The sequence below is a fragment of the Corynebacterium sp. HMSC034E11 genome, assembly GCF_001835905.1.
GTDB classification, from domain to species: Bacteria; Actinomycetota; Actinomycetes; order Mycobacteriales; family Mycobacteriaceae; genus Corynebacterium; species Corynebacterium coyleae.
Map to the genome: position 1 here is coordinate 12,813 of NZ_KV826421.1, position 16,500 is coordinate 29,312.

A 16,500-nucleotide genomic window follows, 5' to 3' on the forward strand; every position below is an offset into this window, starting at 1 on the left:
CGAAAGGACACACGTGACCGACACCGGTACCGCGGCAGACTTGGCCGCTATGAAGATTCCGGAGCTGCGCAAAATTGCCGCCGAGAAAGGCCTGAAGGGCGTTTCGGGGCTGCGTAAGGGGGAGTTGATCCAGGCAATTACTACCGGCCAGGTTCCCAAGAAGGCTGCACCGCAAAAGGTGGAGGCCGATAACGCGGAGGCGCCAGCTGCTTCTGAGCGTGCAGAGCGCAAGGCCGACAAGGCTGACAAGACCGACAAGCCTGCAGAAAACGCTGACAAGTCGGCCGACAATTCTCATGACGACGATTCGCGGGGAGCTTCGCGTTCCGCAGCGCGCCGTGCTCGTCGAAACCGTGCGCGTCACCAGCATGAGGACAATGCGCAGGGTGGCGACGCGAGCGACGCGAAGGACGGCAAGGACGAGAAGTCCGAGAAATCCGAGACCACGGACAACCGCGACGAGAACCGCGACAATCGCGATAACCGTGACAACCGTGACAATAACGACCGCGGTGGCCGTAACAACGGCAACAACGGCAACAACCGTGGCGGCCGCAACAACCACCGCGACGATAACGATGACGACCACCAGGGTGGCGGTCGTCGTGGGCGTCGCGGTCGTCGTAACCGTAACCGCAACCGTGACAATCACGGCGGCAACAACAACCAAGGTGGCGGCAACGAGCAGCACTTCGATCCGGAGGACCTGCAGGAGGTTGCGGGTATCGCGGATGTGCAGGACAACGGCTCCGCGTTCATCCGCACCACCGGCTACCGTCAGTCCAATTCGGACGTGTACGTGCCACAGCGCCTGGTCCGTCAGGCGGGTCTGCGATCCGGCGACGCGGTAACCGGTCAGGTTCGCGCCAACGGACAGTCGCACCAGCAGGGCAACGGCCGTAACCGTCGTAGCTACAACCAGGTTGTTCGCGTCGACACGATCAACGGCCAGACTCCGGAGGATGCGAAGGGACGCAAGGAGTTCCACAAGCTCACCCCGCTGTACCCGAACCGTCGTCTACGTCTGGAAACTGAGCCGAAGATCCTGACCACGCGTGTGATCGACCTGGTCATGCCGATCGGTAAGGGTCAGCGCGCACTGATCGTGTCGCCGCCGAAGGCTGGTAAGACGACGATTCTGCAGAACATCGCCAACGCGATCGCCACGAATAACCCGGAGTGCTACCTCATGGTTGTGCTTGTCGATGAGCGCCCGGAGGAAGTTACCGACATGCAGCGCAGCGTCAACGGCGAGGTTATTGCCTCGACGTTCGACCGTCCGCCGTCAGAGCACACTGCTGTCGCCGAGCTTGCTATCGAGCGTGCGAAGCGTCTGGTGGAGATGGGCCAAGACGTTGTGGTGCTGCTCGACTCGATTACTCGCTTGGGTCGCGCATACAACAACTCCTCGCCGGCATCGGGTCGCATTCTCTCCGGTGGTGTGGACTCCAACGCCCTCTACCCGCCGAAGCGTTTCCTCGGCGCTGCCCGAAACATCGAGGAGGGTGGCTCGCTGACGATTATCGCAACGGCCATGGTGGAAACCGGTTCCGCTGGCGATACCGTCATCTTCGAGGAGTTCAAGGGCACCGGCAACGCCGAGCTCAAGCTCGACCGCAAGATCGCGGAGCGTCGCGTGTTCCCGGCTGTGGACGTCAACCCGTCCGGCACCCGCAAGGACGAGCTGCTGATGAGCCCGGAGGAGGCGCGCGTCATGCACAAGCTGCGCCGCATCCTGTCTGCGCTTGATCCGCAGCAGTCCATTGACATGCTGATCAAGCAGTTGAAGAAGACCAAGACGAACGGCGAGTTCCTCATTGGTGTGGCGAACTCGGCACCAATGGCGCAGGCCGAAACTGAGGAGGACTACTCCTAATGGCAGAAAAATCGCATGTTTCGCTTGTCGACGACTACGTCGCCGAATACGAAGGCATCCAGGCCCAAATGGGCGATCCGGAGGTCGCTGGTGACCAGGACCGCTTCCGTAAGCTCTCCAAGCGCTACGCGGAGCTGCAGCCGATCATCAACGTCAATAACGCCCTGAACCAGGCGCGCGATGACCACGAGGCGGCATCCGAAATGGCTTCCGAGGACAAGGAGTTCGCGGAGGAGGCCAAGCGCTTAGAGGACGAGATTGTGCGCCTCGAGGAGGAGTTGGCTGACCTGCTGGCGCCGCGCGACGAGCACGATGGTGATGACATCATCATGGAGCTCAAAGCAGGCGCAGGCGGTGAAGAGGCCGCGCTGTTCGCTGGCGATTTGGCTCGCATGTACCAGAAGTACTGCGAAAAGCACGGCCTGACCTGGGAGGTCCTCGACGTTGCCGAGTCTGATCTGGGTGGTGTGAAGGACATGACCGTCGCGGTGAAGGCGAAGACCCCGTCGCGTGACGGTGCGTGGTCGATGCTGAAGTTTGAAGGTGGCGTGCACCGTGTGCAGCGCGTTCCGGTGACGGAATCGCAGGGCCGCATCCAGACCTCGGCCGCAGGCGTATACGTCTTCCCGGAGCCAGACGAGGTTGAAAGCGTCAACATCGACGAGAAGGACCTTCGCGTCGATGTCTACCGCTCCTCGGGCAAGGGCGGCCAGGGCGTGAACACCACCGACTCTGCCGTGCGTATCACGCACCTGCCGACTGGCATCGTCGTGACCTGTCAGAACGAGCGTTCTCAGATCCAGAACCGTGCTCGTGCGATGCAGGTGCTGCAGGCTCGTCTCGACCAGATTGAGCGCGAGAAGCAGGAAGCCGAAGAGGCCGAGGGCCGCGCATCGCAGGTGCGCACGATGGACCGCTCGGAGCGCATCCGCACCTACAACTGGCCGGAGAACCGTATTTCGGATCACCGCATTAACTACAAGGCCAACAACCTTGACTCGGTGCTCGACGGCAACATGGACGATCTGATCACGGCGCTGCAGACGCACGAGCGCCAGGAGCGCCTTGAAGCCGAATAGCCTCCGCGACACCATCGCCCGCGCCGCGCAGACCCTTGCTGGCGCGGGCGTTGCGTCGCCTGAAGTCGACGCACGCCTGCTCGCCGCGCACTTGATCGGGGTGCCGCCGATGCAGCTCATGTTCGCCGACGCGCCTACGGACTTCGACGAGGCCTACGCCAAACTCATTGCCCGACGCGCGGCTCGCGAGCCGTTGCAGCACATCATCGGCACAGCACCGTTTGTTGACATCGACCTCGCCGTCGGGCCCGGGGTATTTATCCCGCGGCCAGAAACGGAAGTGCTCGCTCAGTGGGCGGTGCATTTGCTTAGCGACGACACCACCTCGCCCGAATCCCCAACCGTCGTGGACTTAGGCTCCGGCTCGGGTGCGTTGGCCATCACGATCGCCCGGGCGTGCCCGCGCGCACAGGTGATCGCGGTCGAGCGTTCGCCTCAGGCGCGGAAGTACTTGGAGCGAAATGTGGGGGACTACGCGTCGTCGATACGCATTGTCCCAGGGGATATGACCGATCCGGAGTTGCTTCGGGAACTCGACGGTGCCGTTGACCTCGTCGTCACCAACCCGCCGTACGTGCCAGAAACCGGTGACTTAGACGTGGAGGTCTACGCCGACCCCCATGAGGCGGTGTTCTCCGGCGCGGACGGGATGCATGCAATTCGGGGGCTCGTTCCGGTCGCCGCACGGCTGCTGCGTCCGGGAGGACGCTTAGGCATCGAGCATGATGATTCCACGTCGGAGGCCGTACAAGATGTGGTGCGCGACCACGGCGCATTCGGCCCGCCGAGTGTGGTCGAGGACCTGACCGGCCGAGCCCGGTTTGTCACGGCGAGTAAGCTAGCCCGGTAACTTTCAGAACATGAAGGAGCACTATGTCCGCGATCTATAACTGCCTTGATCCGCAGGTTCGCGACGACGCGGTGCGCGCGGCCGCGGACGCTGTGCGAGCCGGCCGTTGCGTCGTCCTGCCGACAGACACCGTCTACGGAATCGGCTGCGACGCCTTCAACAACGACGCCGTAGCCACGCTGTTGGCTACCAAGCGCCGTGGCCCCGACATGCCTGTGCCGGTGCTCGTGGGCAGCTGGTCGACCATCCAGGGGCTCGTGCGGGAGTTTTCCGACACCGCGAAGACACTCGTGGAGGCGTTCTGGCCAGGTGGGTTGTCCATCGTCGTGCCTGAGGCGCCGAGTCTGCCGTGGAATCTTGGCGATACACGTGGCACCGTGCTGCTACGCATGCCGAACCAGCCGCTCGCACTTGAACTGTTGCAAGAAACCGGACCGATGGCGGTGTCGTCTGCCAACATCTCCGGCAACCCGCCGGCACAGACCGCAGCAGAGGCCAAGGCGCAGTTCGGCGATGCGATTGGTGTGTACCTCGACGGGGGAGAGGCCGAGGTTGGCACTCCTTCGACCATCATTGATATTTCGAAGCCTCAGCCGGTGATTTTGCGCGAAGGCGCGATCCCGGCCGAGCGCATTGGTGAAGTCTTAGGGCTTGACCCAGAGTCGTTGCGTCGAAAGTAGCGGGGGAGTTTTCAGGGGATGTCCGGAGCTGGTGTGCCGCTTCGCGAGCTCGCACTCGTGCTACTCGTCGCGGCTGCGATCACGTACTTGGCCACAGGGCTTGTGCGTTCTGCTCTCGTGCGCACTGGCCGGGTTGCGGAGATCCGCCAGCGCGACGTTCACACCCAGCCAACACCGTCGCTCGGTGGGCTGGCCATGTTTACAGGGTTCGCTGGCGCGTTTGTTCTCGCGCAGCAACTGCCCGCACTGACCCGCGGGTTCGCTCCAGTCACCCCAGAGATGACTGCAGTGCTCGTCGGCGGTGCCGCCGTCGTTGCTGTCGGGATTGTGGACGACCTCTACGAGCTCGGCGCGTTACCCAAACTCATCGGGCAATTCGCTGCTGCGATCATCATGTCCATCTTGGGGATTGCCTTTACGGTGTTTTACGTTCCAATCGGGGAGGGCACCACCCTGATTTTGGATGAAGTCCAGGGCATGGTCTTGAGTGCACTGTTTACTGTGCTGCTGATCAACGCAGTGAATTTCGTTGACGGCATCGACGGACTCGCCGCAGGGCTGGGCATGATCGCCGGGATGGCGATCCTCGTCTATTCGCTGTCAGTTCTCCATGACCAGGGCGGGGCGGTCTCCGCGTACCCGCCGGCGATTATCTGCACGTTGCTCGTCGGTATCTGCGCCGGCTTTTTGCCCCACAACTTCGAACCGGCGCGCATCTTCATGGGGGACTCCGGTGCCATGCTCATCGGGCTGCTGCTTGCCGCAGCGTCGATCTCCGCATCGGGCAAGATCAACATGTCGCTCTACGGGGCCGCGGACCTAGTAGCACTCATTAGCCCGATCATCGTCGTGCTCGCCGCGATTGCCCTGCCGGTCCTCGACCTGATTTGGGCCGTTGTGCGACGAACAGCCCGCGGCCAAAGCCCGTTCCAGGCAGACGCAGGCCATATCCATCACCGTTTGCTCCGCCTTGGGCATACGCACCGCCGTACTGTTCTGGTGCTGTACCTGTGGGTCTCCGCAGTTGCCTTCGGCGCGGTCAGTTTTTCCGTCGTGCCGGTGCGTATCGCCATCATCTTCACCATCGTCGCCCTCGTGTTTGCTTTTGTCTTGACCCTGGTTCCACTGGCCGAAGGCAAGATTGGCCCGCGGCGTGGTGGGGACGGTGCGGTGGCGTCGTCGAAAAGCAACCCTGCTCAGTCTGTAGGATGACCCAGCATGGAACCGCTCGAAGTCAATGACACGTCCCAGGTCAGTGATCATCGTCAGCCGCTCATCCGCGCACTGAAGGTCGCGGGATGGGCACTCGTCGTGCTTACCGTCGTCTCGCTCATGGCGTGGGGCGCGACCCGCGAATTGCCCGGCATCTGGGCCGCGCTGATGGGAGTCGCCGTCGGCGGTGCGTTCGTGCTCGCCACCACGGTGTCCGTGCTCGCAACCTCAAACTCATCCCCAAACACCACCATGGCAGTTGTCCTCGGCGGCTGGCTGCTGAAGATGGGGCTGCTCGCAATCTTCCTGCTGTGGATCCGTGGATTCGACTTTTACGACCATCGAGCATTTGGCGTGACGACGATCGCAGCACTCGTCGTTGCACTCGCCGCCGAAGCCTGGGGTGTACTCACCACACGCACCACCTACCTCAGCTAACACAGGGTGTGGGGACCCTGTGACAGACCTAACAATCCGCTAGAAAGCCGTGCAAGCTGGGTGATTAGGGGTAAAAACCCTTAAAAGTCACCTTGGTGGGGGGTCAATGGCACAGGTAAAACCCACATTCTCCAGATGTCCTGTTAGGATATCCGCTGGGTTTGTTCCAGGCTGGCGTTACCCCTGATGTGCAGGCGAAACCGGCCGGGGAACGACATCCCCTGCCCCGCGGAAGCAGATGTGCGACGGAGTCCGCCGCGGAGGCAGCCTGATGAAGACGTCCATCGCACCGCCCTCCGGGGAACCGGGGAGCGGCCCGAGAACGGGAGAGAACGCTGAGCGTTACAACTTTGGCCATGAAGGGTGAGTTTCACGCACCTGCGCTTGGTCCAGAATTTTTCCCGGGGCAAACGTACGGCCATATCATTGGTGAGGAATTTGCCAATGGGTGGTTCGCACTGGACCGCATCATGCTCGTCCGCCTCTTGATTGCGGCGATCCTGGTGCTCCTCTTTGTTATCGCCTTTAGGAACCCGAAGCTAGTTCCGAAGGGCCTGCAGAATTTCGCCGAGATCGGCGTCGACTTCGTCCGCATTCACATTGCGGAAGACACTCTGGGCAAGAAGGACGGCAAGCGGTTCCTGCCGCTGCTGTGCACCATCTTCTTCTCGATTTTGTTCATGAACGCGGCGACGATCATCCCGGGCCTCAACATTTCGCCTAACGCGCGTATCGGCATGCCGGTCGTGCTGGCAGTTGCGGCCTACATTGCAATGATTTACGCCGGCGTCAAGCGTTACGGCGTGGCGTACTTCAAGCACTCGACCGTGATCCCCGGCCTTCCGCCGGTGCTCCACCTTCTGGTGGTGCCGATCGAGTTCTTCTCGACGTTCATTCTGCGTCCGGTCACCCTGGCACTTCGTCTTATGGCGAACTTCCTGGCTGGCCACATCATTCTTGTCCTGCTGTACTCCGCCACGAACTTCTTCTTCTGGCAGTTGAACGCATGGACGACAGTGAGTGGCCTGACCCTGATTGCAGCGCTGCTGTTCACCGCATACGAGTTGATCATCATCTTCCTGCAGGCGTACATCTTCGCCCTGCTGACTGCGGTGTACATCGAGCTGTCGCTGCACGCGGATGCGCACTAACAAAGCGCGACCACACACGGCCAACTGAATAACCCCCAACATCTGTCACACGCTTTCCCGCGGCCTGCGGGGAGGCACCTAGAAAGGGAACGACTTTCACATGAACGACATCATTCTTGCTCAGGCAGCGGAGACCGTGAACCGCTACGAGGGTCTCGGCACCATCGGCTACGGCCTTGCAACCATCGGCCCGGGCCTCGGCATCGGCATCCTCGTCGGCAAGACCGTCGAGGGCATGGCACGTCAGCCGGAGATGGCTGGCCAGCTCCGTACCACCATGTTCCTGGGTATCGCCTTCGTTGAGGCACTTGCCCTGATCGGCCTCGTTGCCGGCTTCCTGTTCTAAAAACAAGAACGAATAACCCCGTCCATTTTTAGATCAGGAGCAACCAATGACTAACGTCACTGCATTCCTCGCAGCCGCAGAAGGCTCCGAGAAGCTGCCGCTCGAGAATGAACCATCCATTCTCTTCCCGGCCGCGTACGACGTGGTTTGGTCTCTTGTCGTTTTCATCATCATCGGCCTGCTTTTCTGGAAGTACGTTATTCCGAAGTTCCAGGAAGTGCTGGCAGAGCGCGAAGACCGAATCAAGGGCGGCATCGAGCGTGCTGAAGTCGCCCAAAAGGAAGCCAAGGCTGCCCTGGAGAAGAACAACGCTGAGCTTGCGGAGGCGCGCCATGAGGCCGCCGAGATCCGTGAGGCAGCGCGTGCCCGCGGCAAGGAAATCGAGGCAGAGTCCCGTGCCCGTGCCGAGGAGGAAGCCCGCCGCATCATCGAGGCTGGCGAAAAGCAACTGCAAGCAGCTCGCGACCAGGTTGTCGCAGAACTGCGCAACGAGATGGGCCAGAACTCCATCTCGCTGGCAGAGCGTCTGCTGGGCACCGAGCTGTCGGACACGACCCGTCGCTCGAACACGATCGATGAGTTCCTCTCCGAGCTCGATCACGTCTCGACGAGAAAGTAGGCGAGATGAAGGCAGCTAGTCGCGAAGCACAGTCGCACGTCACCGGTCAGCTTGAATCGCTGATCGGCAGCGCCGACAACGCAGTCGCCACCGCAGCACAGATCGGCACCGAACTGTTCCTCATCGTGGACCAGCTCGACACCGAGCGTGCCCTGCGCGTGGCTATCGCCGATACGTCCCTTGAACCCGGCCAGCGCGCCGGCATGGTGAAGGACGTTTTCGGTGGCAAGGTGGCGGAACCCACCCTGAACATCCTCACCGCAGCAGCGGAGCAGGAGTGGTCGACTCCGCGCGAGTTCCGCGCAGGTCTGATCAACCTGGGTCGCATCGCACTGCAGAAGGGTGCACAGGAACAGGGCCAGTTGGAGCAGGTCGAAAACGAGCTCTACCAACTGTCCGTCCTCCTCGAGGACGAAAAGGAGCTCACGCAGCTCCTGTCCGACCGCACCGCAACCGCTGCGCAGAAGCGCGGACTGCTAGCTAGCGTGATTTACGGCAAGGTGACAATGTTCACCGAGGCCCTGGCCTTGCAGGTCATCGGCCGGCCGCACCACAACCCCGTCGACGATCTCGCCGAACTGGCAGAAAACGTTGCGGAGATGCGCGGCAAGTCGGTTGCACGTGTGAAGACCGCTGAGGCGTTGAACGACACTCAGCGTGACGCACTGGCCCGCAAGCTGGAGCAGATTTACGGCCGCGAGATCGCCATCCACTCTGAGGTTGACCCCAGCCTCCTCGGCGGAATGGTGGTTCGCGTGGGCGATGAAGTCATCGACGGTTCGACGCGCGGCAAGATCGAGCGTCTCCGTACCGATATGGCAGCCCAGGCGGCTAAATAATTAACAATATGCTGGATAAAACTACCGAGAGCAGGAAGAACATGGCGGAGCTGACGATCTCCTCCGATGAGATCCGTAGCGCGATAGCGAACTACACCTCGAGCTACTCTGCGGAGGCCTCCCGTGAGGAGGTCGGCGTGGTGACTTCGGCCGCAGACGGTATTGCCCAGGTTTCTGGGCTGCCGGGCTGCATGACGAACGAGCTGCTCGAGTTCCCCAACGGCGTCATCGGCGTCGCCCAGAACCTTGAGACCGATTCCATCGGTGTCGTGGTGCTGGGTAACTTCGAGACCCTTTCCGAGGGCGACGAAGTCAAGCGGACCGGCGAGGTCCTCTCCATCCCGGTCGGCGAGAACTTCCTCGGCCGCGTGATTAACCCCCTGGGTCAGCCGATTGACGGCCTTGGCCCAATCGAATCCGACGAAGAGCGTGCACTGGAACTCCAGGCCGCAGGCGTTCTCGACCGCCAGCCGGTCGAAGAGCCGCTGCAGACGGGCATGAAGGCGATTGACGCCATGACCCCGATCGGCCGCGGCCAGCGCCAGCTCGTCATTGGTGACCGCAAGACCGGTAAGACCGCGGTCTGCATCGACACCATTTTGAACCAGAAGGAGTTCTGGGAGACCGGCGACCCGTCGAAGCAGGTGCGCTGCATCTACGTCGCCGTCGGCCAGAAGGGCTCCACCATCGCTGGCGTTCGCCAGACGCTGGAGGAGGCCGGTGCGCTGGAGTACACCACGATCGTGGCTGCTCCGGCATCCGACTCCGCAGGCTTTAAGTGGCTCGCACCGTTCTCCGGTGCAGCACTGGGCCAGCACTGGATGTACCAGGGCAAGCACGTCCTGGTGATCTACGATGACCTGACCAAGCAGGCAGAGGCATACCGTGCCATTTCGCTGCTGCTTCGCCGCCCGCCGGGCCGCGAGGCATACCCGGGCGATGTGTTCTACCTGCACTCCCGCCTGCTGGAGCGTGCCGCAAAGCTAAACGACGAGCTCGGCGCAGGCTCCCTGACCGCACTGCCGATCATCGAGACCAAGGCGAACGACGTCGGTGCCTTCATTCCGACCAACGTCATCTCGATTACCGACGGCCAGGTCTTCCTCCAGTCCGATCTCTTCAACCAGGGCGTGCGCCCGGCTATTGACGTGGGTATCTCCGTGTCCCGTGTCGGTGGCGCCGCACAGACCAAGGGTATGAAGAAGGTCGCCGGTAACCTGCGTCTGGACCTCGCGGCATACCGTGACCTTGAGGCCTTCGCAGCGTTCGCTTCCGACCTCGACGCCGCTTCCAAGAAGCAGCTCGAGCGCGGCCAGCGCCTGGTCGAGCTGCTGAAGCAGTCCGAGCACGCGCCGCAGCCGGTGGAATTCCAGATCATCTCGATCTGGGCTGCCAACGAAGGCGTCTTCGACGTCGTTCCCGTTGAGGACGTCCGCCGCTACGAGACCGAGCTGCACGAGGCTATCAAGGCCAATGCACCGCAGGTCTACGACCAGATCGCTGGCGGCAAGCAGCTTGACGACGACTCGCAGGCCGCAATCCGCCGCGTCAACGAGGACCTGGCACGTAACTTCCAGGCAACCTCCGGCGAGCGCATTGTCCGCGAGGCTGAGCAGGAGCCGCTTGACTCCCGCCAGGTTGCGAAGAACCAGCTCAACGTCAGCCGCTCCTAGTGCCAGTCGGTTCTAGGACTACTACATAAAGGAAGGGAGGAAACACCATGGCAACGCTTCGCGAATTGCGTGACCGCATCAGGTCCGTCAACTCCACGAAGAAAATTACAAAGGCCCAGGAACTGATCGCCACCGCGCAGATCACCAAGGCCCAGCAGCGCGTCGAGGCGGCTAAGCCGTACGCCGACGAGCTCAAAGACGTCATGGAACGCCTCGCGTCCGCGAGCTCCCTGGCCCACCCCATGCTCCACGAGCGTGAGAACGGCCGGGTCGCGGCAATCCTCGTGGTCACCTCTGACCGCGGTATGGCCGGCGGCTACAACCACAACGTGCTGAAGAAGGCTGCGCAGCTTGAGCGCATGCTGACCGACGCAGGTTACGAGGTGGTTCGTTACGTCACCGGTAACAAGGGCGTGACGCACTTCAAGTTCCGTGACATGGATGTCGCGGGATCATGGACCGGATTCTCGCAGCAGCCGTCTTGGGAGGACACGCACGACGTGCGCCACCAGATCATCGACGGCTACATGGCTGGCTCCGAAGCCACCGTCCCGCTTCGCCAGAACGGCGAAACGGGCGAGTCTGTCCGCGGGTTCGATGTTGTCCACGTTGTCTACACCGAGTTCGTATCCATGCTTTCCCAGGAGGCACGCGTCGATCAGCTTCTGCCGATCGAGCCGGTCCTGGAAGAGTTCAAGTACGAACAGGAAGACATGCTGACCAACTCTGGTGAAGTCAGCCCGGACATGAACTTCGAGCCGGACCCGGACACGCTCATGGATGAGCTGCTGCCGGTCTACGTTTCCAGGTTGCTCTACTCGATCTTCCTGGAAGCAGCGGCCGCCGAGTCGGCATCGCGCCGCACGGCAATGAAGAATGCGACCGATAACGCCACCGAACTGGCCAACGATTTGTCTCGCGAGGCAAACCAGGTCCGTCAGGCGAAGATCACCCAGGAAATCACCGAGATTATCGGCGGCGCTGGTGCGCTGTCCGGTAGTGGAGAAAGTGACTAAATCATGACTACTGCTCACTCTTTTGATGAGCGCAACGACGATCTGGCGGGTGCGGCGCTTCCTGAGGCCGACACCCAGACCGCAGATCGGGTCGAGAATACTCAGAACCCGCGCGGTTCTGAGAACGGCCGTGTCGTGCGCGTCATTGGTGCAGTCGTCGACGTGGAGTTCCCGCGTGGCGAGCTGCCCGCTCTGTACAACGCTCTCGAGGTCGACATTGACCTCGGCGAGATGTCCCGCACCATCGTGCTCGAGGTCGCCCAGTTCCTGGGTGACAACCTCGTCCGCACGATCGCCATGGCCCCGACGGACGGCCTCGTCCGTGGCGCCAAGGTGTCGGACTCCGGCAACCCGATTTCTGTCCCGGTCGGCGACCAGGTCAAGGGCCACGTGTTCAACGCACTCGGCCAGTGCCTGGACGACCCCTCGGTCGGTCAGACCGGTGAGCGCTGGGGCATCCACCGCGAACCGCCGGCCTTCAAGGACCTCGAAGGTAAGACCGAGATCCTCGAAACCGGTATTAAGGTCATCGACCTGCTCACCCCGTACGTTAAGGGTGGCAAGATCGGCCTGTTCGGTGGTGCAGGTGTTGGTAAGACCGTTCTGATCCAGGAGATGATTACGCGTATTGCACGCGAGTTCTCCGGTACCTCGGTCTTCGCCGGCGTCGGCGAGCGCACCCGTGAGGGCACCGACCTGTTCCTCGAGATGGAGGACATGGGCGTGCTTCCGGATACCGCGCTTGTCTTCGGCCAGATGGATGAGCCGCCAGGGGTCCGTATGCGCGTGGCCCTGTCCGGTCTGACCATGGCGGAGTACTTCCGCGATGTCCAGAACCAGGACGTGCTGTTGTTCATCGACAACATCTTCCGCTTCACCCAGGCAGGTTCCGAGGTATCGACCCTTCTGGGCCGTATGCCTTCCGCCGTGGGTTACCAGCCGACTCTTGCCGACGAGATGGGTGTGCTCCAGGAGCGCATTACCTCGACCAAGGGCCGTTCGATTACGTCGCTGCAGGCTGTTTACGTGCCGGCTGACGACTACACCGACCCGGCTCCGGCAACCACCTTCGCCCACCTCGATGCGACCACCGAGCTTTCCCGTTCGATCGCGTCGAAGGGCATCTACCCGGCAGTGGATCCGCTGACCTCCACGTCGCGCATCCTTGAGCCGGGCATCGTTGGCGAGCGTCACTACAACGTCGCTCAGAAGGTGATCGGCATTCTGCAGAAGAACAAGGAACTGCAGGACATTATCGCCATCCTCGGTATGGACGAGCTCTCTGAGGAAGACAAGATCACCGTGCAGCGCGCACGTAAGATCCAGCGCTTCCTGGGCCAGAACTTCTTCGTCGCAAAGAAGTTCACTGGCGACGAGGGTTCCTACGTCCCGCTCGAAGAGACGATCGACGCATTCGACAAGCTCTGCGAGGGCGAGTTCGACCACTACCCAGAGCAGGCATTCAACGGCCTGGGTGGCTTGGACGACGTCGAGGCTGCATACAAGAAGCTGCAGGCGTAGGAGGAACCATGGCTGAACTTACCGCTCAACTGGTCTCGGTTGACCGCCTGCTCTGGAAAGGTCCGGCAAGCATCGTCACCGCTCAGACTACGGAGGGTGAGATCGGTATCCTTCCTGGGCACGAGCCGCTCTTGGGGCAGCTCAAGGACAACGGTGTGGTAACCATCCGCCCGATCGACGGCGAGCGTATCGTCGCGGCCGTACAGGGTGGATTCCTCTCCGTTGTCGGCGACAAGGTGACAGTCCTCGCGGACTACGCCATCTTCGCCGACGAGGTTGACTCCGCCGTCGCAGAGTCCAACCTCGACAACGAGGACAGGGTCGTACAGGCTCGCTCGGAGGCGGAGCTGGCGGCCGTTCGTCGCAACGCGCACTAGTCGCTGCGCCGAGGAAGGCGTAACGCCGGCCTGACCAGCGCCCCCATCCGGATACACATTCGGATGGGGGCGTTTTTCTATGCCCCCACTCGCGCAGCGTGCGCATAAAAGACACAAAGGGCGTTAAGATATTGCGCATTACCCGCTGTCTGGAGGTTGAAACAATGGTGTTCGTCGTTGCCGTGGCTGTGCTTGTGGTGGCCACGTTTGCGGCGTCTGCCATTTGGCGGTTCAGCATGGTCCGCGGTAGCGGTTCCCGTGCAATGATCCGCCAGATGCCGGCTGAAGGCATCCATGGCTGGCGCCATGGTGTCTTGAGGTACGACGGGGAGCGCATGCTGTTTTACAAGCTGCGCTCTTTGTCGTTTACGCACGATATGGTCGCGGACCGACGCCTGCTGCAATTCACAGGCTTGCGGGACGTGACGGCAGATGAGCGCCAGTTTATGCCCGATATTGCGAAGATTCTGCAGGTCGATTCGCCCGATGGCGGTATCGAATTTGCTGCTGATCGTCGCACGCAGATGGGTTTTATCTCGTGGATTGAATCGGCCCCGGACGTACGCGCCGAGCGCACCGATATGCGCGCACTTGAGGAGCGCGCCCAGCGAGAGACCGAGCGTTAGCGGCGTTCGTCGCAACGGTACCCTTGGGCGCATGCGTCTAGTCATCGCCCGTTGTTCTGTTGATTATGTGGGTCGCCTCGATGCCCACCTGCCTGAAGCGCTGCGTCTCATCCTGGTGAAAGCGGACGGCTCTGTGTCCGTCCACGCCGATGACCGCGCGTATAAGCCGTTGAATTGGATGATGCCGCCGTGCACGCTGCGGGTGGAAAACGTTGTTGATATGGATGGCGAGGATACGGGCGAAGAGCTGTGGATCGTCGAGAATTCGAAGGGCGAGCAACTGCGTATCACCATCGCAGAGGTGCTTCTCGACGAATCACGTGACCTCGGCGTCGATCCCGGCCTGGTCAAGGATGGCGTCGAGGCACACCTGCAGGAGTTGTTGGCTGAGCATATTTCGACGCTCGGCGAGGGCTACGAACTTGTCCGCCGCGAGTATCCAACTGCGATCGGCCCGGTCGATATTTTGGCCCGTGACCCGCGTGGCGGAACGGTTGCGGTGGAGGTGAAACGTCGCGGTGGCATCGACGGCGTCGAGCAGCTCTCCCGTTACGTCGAGTTGCTCAACCGCGACGAGTTGCTGCGGCCTGTGCGTGGCGTGTTCGCCGCCCAGGAGATCAAGCCGCAGGCGCGCACGCTTGCCAGCGACCGCGGATTCGATTGCGTGACCCTCGACTACGACGAACTGCGCGGCATCGAATCGAACGAACTGCGATTGTTCTAAATGCCACGCAAGAATCGCCGCCAGTACCAGTCGCCGCGCTACGTCCTGCCGCGGGACGGGTCGACCTTTATCGGCACCCAGGAGATGGAGGGGCCGAAGTGGACGAATGGCGAGATATTCAAGGTCCGCCAGATCGGCTCGGCAGCCGCAACGAAGTTCTACATTTGTCCAGGGTGCAACCAGAACATTCCTCCCGGTGTGTCGCATGTGGTGGCATGGCCGCGGGATTCCGGCAGGGGAGTCGATGATCGGAGGCATTGGCATAAGCATTGCTGGGGTCGTCGATAAGCGGGCGTTAGACTGGGCCGCATGATTGCAGCGTTTTCGGTCGCACCGACCTTGACGGAAAATTCCAACGCCGAAATGTCCGACATCGTGGCACGCGCCGTGAAGGTCGTCCGGGAGTCCGGGCTGGCGCACGAGACCACCGCCATGTTCACCACCATCGAGGGCGAGTGGGACGAGGTCATGGACGTGATTAAGCGTGCCACCCAGGCGGTGGAGGAGGTTTCTCCACGCGTGTCGCTCGTGGTCAAGGCTGATATTCGGCCCGGCTACACGGACATGTTGCACCAGAAGATCGAGTCGCTGAACAAGCACCTGGAGGATTAGCATGACCAACCCGCAGTTCACCGGCGGCGCTATTGACTTAGGCGCGCTGGCGCAGCAGCCTGAGCCTGGCGACTTTCAGCCGTTTGTCACCGTCAACGCCACCAACGTTGAGGCGGTTGCGTTTGAGCGGTCCAAGCAGATCCCTGTGATCCTCATGGTGGGCACGGACCGTTCTGAAGATTCTGTCGCGCTCAAGGCCACGTTCGAGCGGCTCGCGGCGGGGCAGCAGCAGTTTATGGTCGCCTACATCGACGCGGATGCCACCCCGCAGGTGGCACAGATGCTCGGCGTGCGCGTGTTGCCCACCGTGGTCGCGCTTGCCGCAGGACGCCCAGTGGCCAACTTTGAGGGCAATCAGCCGGCCGACCAGTTGGAGCAGTGGATCGGCCAGATCGTTGCCCAGCTTGGCGGCCAACTCCAGGGGCTTGGTGGCGAGGAGCCTGCGCAGGATCCGCGTCTCGACGACGCCACCGCCGCCCTCAATGCCGGCGACTTCGATCGCGCAACTGCGCTTTACGACGCCATCCTTGCCGACGACCCCACCAACTCCGATGTCAAACAAGCCAAAAATACCGTCGCTGTGTTGAAGCGTCTCAACGAACAGGACGGCGACGGCGACGCGGTGGATGAGGTGGAGCAGCAGCTGCTCGCCGCGGATGCGCAGTTTGTCGGTGGAGATCCGGAAGGCGCCTTTGATCTGTTGCTCGGCATGGTGAAGACGGAGCCGCGTGCGAAGGAGCGTCTGCTCGAACTGTTGACGTTGCTTGCTCCCGACGACCCGCGCGTGATTTCGGCGCGCACTAGGCTCGCTAGCTCGCTGTTTTAGAGTTATCCACAGGGGCGAATTCGCAAATTTCACAG

The 16,500-nt window shown here is 61.8% G+C and carries 19 protein-coding genes; all 19 read left to right on the forward strand.

From position 1 onward, the window contains the following. Positions 1-13: 13 nt before the first annotated feature. The 19 genes from rho (at position 14) to HMPREF2690_RS10640 (ending at position 16,465) form a co-directional block, all read left to right on the forward strand. On the forward strand, positions 14-1,876 hold the full coding sequence (rho, locus tag HMPREF2690_RS10550) for a transcription termination factor Rho (protein ID WP_224212803.1): 1,863 nt from the start codon (positions 14-16) through the stop codon (positions 1,874-1,876). Beyond that, complete coding sequence (gene prfA, locus HMPREF2690_RS10555; protein WP_070569885.1) at positions 1,876-2,955, forward strand: peptide chain release factor 1; 1,080 nt, start codon at positions 1,876-1,878, stop codon at positions 2,953-2,955. Before rho ends, prfA begins: the two co-directional genes overlap by 1 nt. Then, positions 2,942-3,805: a peptide chain release factor N(5)-glutamine methyltransferase gene (gene prmC / locus HMPREF2690_RS10560; RefSeq protein ID WP_070820852.1), complete on the forward strand. Its 864-nt coding sequence runs from the start codon at positions 2,942-2,944 to the stop codon at positions 3,803-3,805. The genes prfA and prmC overlap by 14 nt, the downstream gene beginning before the upstream one ends. 23 nt (positions 3,806-3,828) lie before the next feature. Further along, entirely contained in the window at positions 3,829-4,485 is a 657-nt protein-coding gene (locus tag HMPREF2690_RS10565) for an L-threonylcarbamoyladenylate synthase (RefSeq protein ID WP_070820853.1), read from the forward strand. Positions 4,486-4,503: 18 nt separating this feature from the next. After that, positions 4,504-5,697 carry an MraY family glycosyltransferase gene (locus tag HMPREF2690_RS10570; protein WP_070820854.1) on the forward strand — a complete coding sequence of 398 codons (1,194 nt, stop codon included), beginning with the start codon at positions 4,504-4,506 and terminating at the stop codon, positions 5,695-5,697. Between the two features lie 6 nt (positions 5,698-5,703). Beyond that, positions 5,704-6,135, forward strand: a complete 432-nt coding sequence (locus tag HMPREF2690_RS10575) for a Cg1360 family ATP-synthase-associated protein (protein WP_070820855.1) — start codon at positions 5,704-5,706, stop codon at positions 6,133-6,135. A 356-nt stretch (positions 6,136-6,491) separates the two neighbouring features. After that, positions 6,492-7,286, forward strand: a complete 795-nt coding sequence (gene atpB, locus HMPREF2690_RS10580; protein WP_070482803.1) for a F0F1 ATP synthase subunit A — start codon at positions 6,492-6,494, stop codon at positions 7,284-7,286. Between the two features lie 100 nt (positions 7,287-7,386). Then, entirely contained in the window at positions 7,387-7,632 is a 246-nt protein-coding gene (locus HMPREF2690_RS10585; RefSeq protein WP_042406503.1) for an ATP synthase F0 subunit C, read from the forward strand. 46 nt (positions 7,633-7,678) lie between these two features. Continuing rightward, the gene (locus HMPREF2690_RS10590; protein WP_070820856.1) at positions 7,679-8,251 is read left to right on the forward strand and encodes a F0F1 ATP synthase subunit B; all 573 of its coding nucleotides are present in this window, start codon (positions 7,679-7,681) and stop codon (positions 8,249-8,251) included. A gap of 5 nt (positions 8,252-8,256) precedes the next feature. Then, positions 8,257-9,090 carry a F0F1 ATP synthase subunit delta gene (locus tag HMPREF2690_RS10595; RefSeq protein ID WP_070771229.1) on the forward strand — a complete coding sequence of 278 codons (834 nt, stop codon included), beginning with the start codon at positions 8,257-8,259 and terminating at the stop codon, positions 9,088-9,090. An 8-nt stretch (positions 9,091-9,098) separates the two neighbouring features. Further along, positions 9,099-10,763: a F0F1 ATP synthase subunit alpha gene (gene atpA / locus HMPREF2690_RS10600; protein WP_070482805.1), complete on the forward strand. Its 1,665-nt coding sequence runs from the start codon at positions 9,099-9,101 to the stop codon at positions 10,761-10,763. A gap of 47 nt (positions 10,764-10,810) precedes the next feature. After that, positions 10,811-11,779: a F0F1 ATP synthase subunit gamma gene (locus tag HMPREF2690_RS10605; RefSeq protein WP_070816813.1), complete on the forward strand. Its 969-nt coding sequence runs from the start codon at positions 10,811-10,813 to the stop codon at positions 11,777-11,779. 3 nt (positions 11,780-11,782) lie between these two features. Next, the gene (gene atpD, locus HMPREF2690_RS10610; RefSeq protein WP_224212800.1) at positions 11,783-13,300 is read left to right on the forward strand and encodes a F0F1 ATP synthase subunit beta; all 1,518 of its coding nucleotides are present in this window, start codon (positions 11,783-11,785) and stop codon (positions 13,298-13,300) included. 8 nt (positions 13,301-13,308) lie between these two features. Continuing rightward, positions 13,309-13,677 (forward strand): F0F1 ATP synthase subunit epsilon, encoded by a 369-nt coding sequence (locus HMPREF2690_RS10615; protein ID WP_070421848.1) that lies wholly within the window; start codon positions 13,309-13,311, stop codon positions 13,675-13,677. A gap of 164 nt (positions 13,678-13,841) precedes the next feature. Next, positions 13,842-14,303: a DUF2550 domain-containing protein gene (locus tag HMPREF2690_RS10620; protein ID WP_083319534.1), complete on the forward strand. Its 462-nt coding sequence runs from the start codon at positions 13,842-13,844 to the stop codon at positions 14,301-14,303. A gap of 31 nt (positions 14,304-14,334) precedes the next feature. Then, complete coding sequence (gene nucS / locus HMPREF2690_RS10625) at positions 14,335-15,027, forward strand: endonuclease NucS (protein ID WP_070482811.1); 693 nt, start codon at positions 14,335-14,337, stop codon at positions 15,025-15,027. Then, complete coding sequence (locus HMPREF2690_RS10630) at positions 15,028-15,315, forward strand: hypothetical protein (protein WP_070421850.1); 288 nt, start codon at positions 15,028-15,030, stop codon at positions 15,313-15,315. It abuts the gene before it with no gap. 21 nt (positions 15,316-15,336) lie between these two features. After that, positions 15,337-15,639, forward strand: a complete 303-nt coding sequence (locus HMPREF2690_RS10635; protein ID WP_070421851.1) for an MTH1187 family thiamine-binding protein — start codon at positions 15,337-15,339, stop codon at positions 15,637-15,639. A gap of 1 nt (position 15,640) precedes the next feature. Beyond that, positions 15,641-16,465 carry a tetratricopeptide repeat protein gene (locus tag HMPREF2690_RS10640; protein WP_070820857.1) on the forward strand — a complete coding sequence of 275 codons (825 nt, stop codon included), beginning with the start codon at positions 15,641-15,643 and terminating at the stop codon, positions 16,463-16,465. The last annotated feature ends 35 nt before the right edge of the window (positions 16,466-16,500 follow it).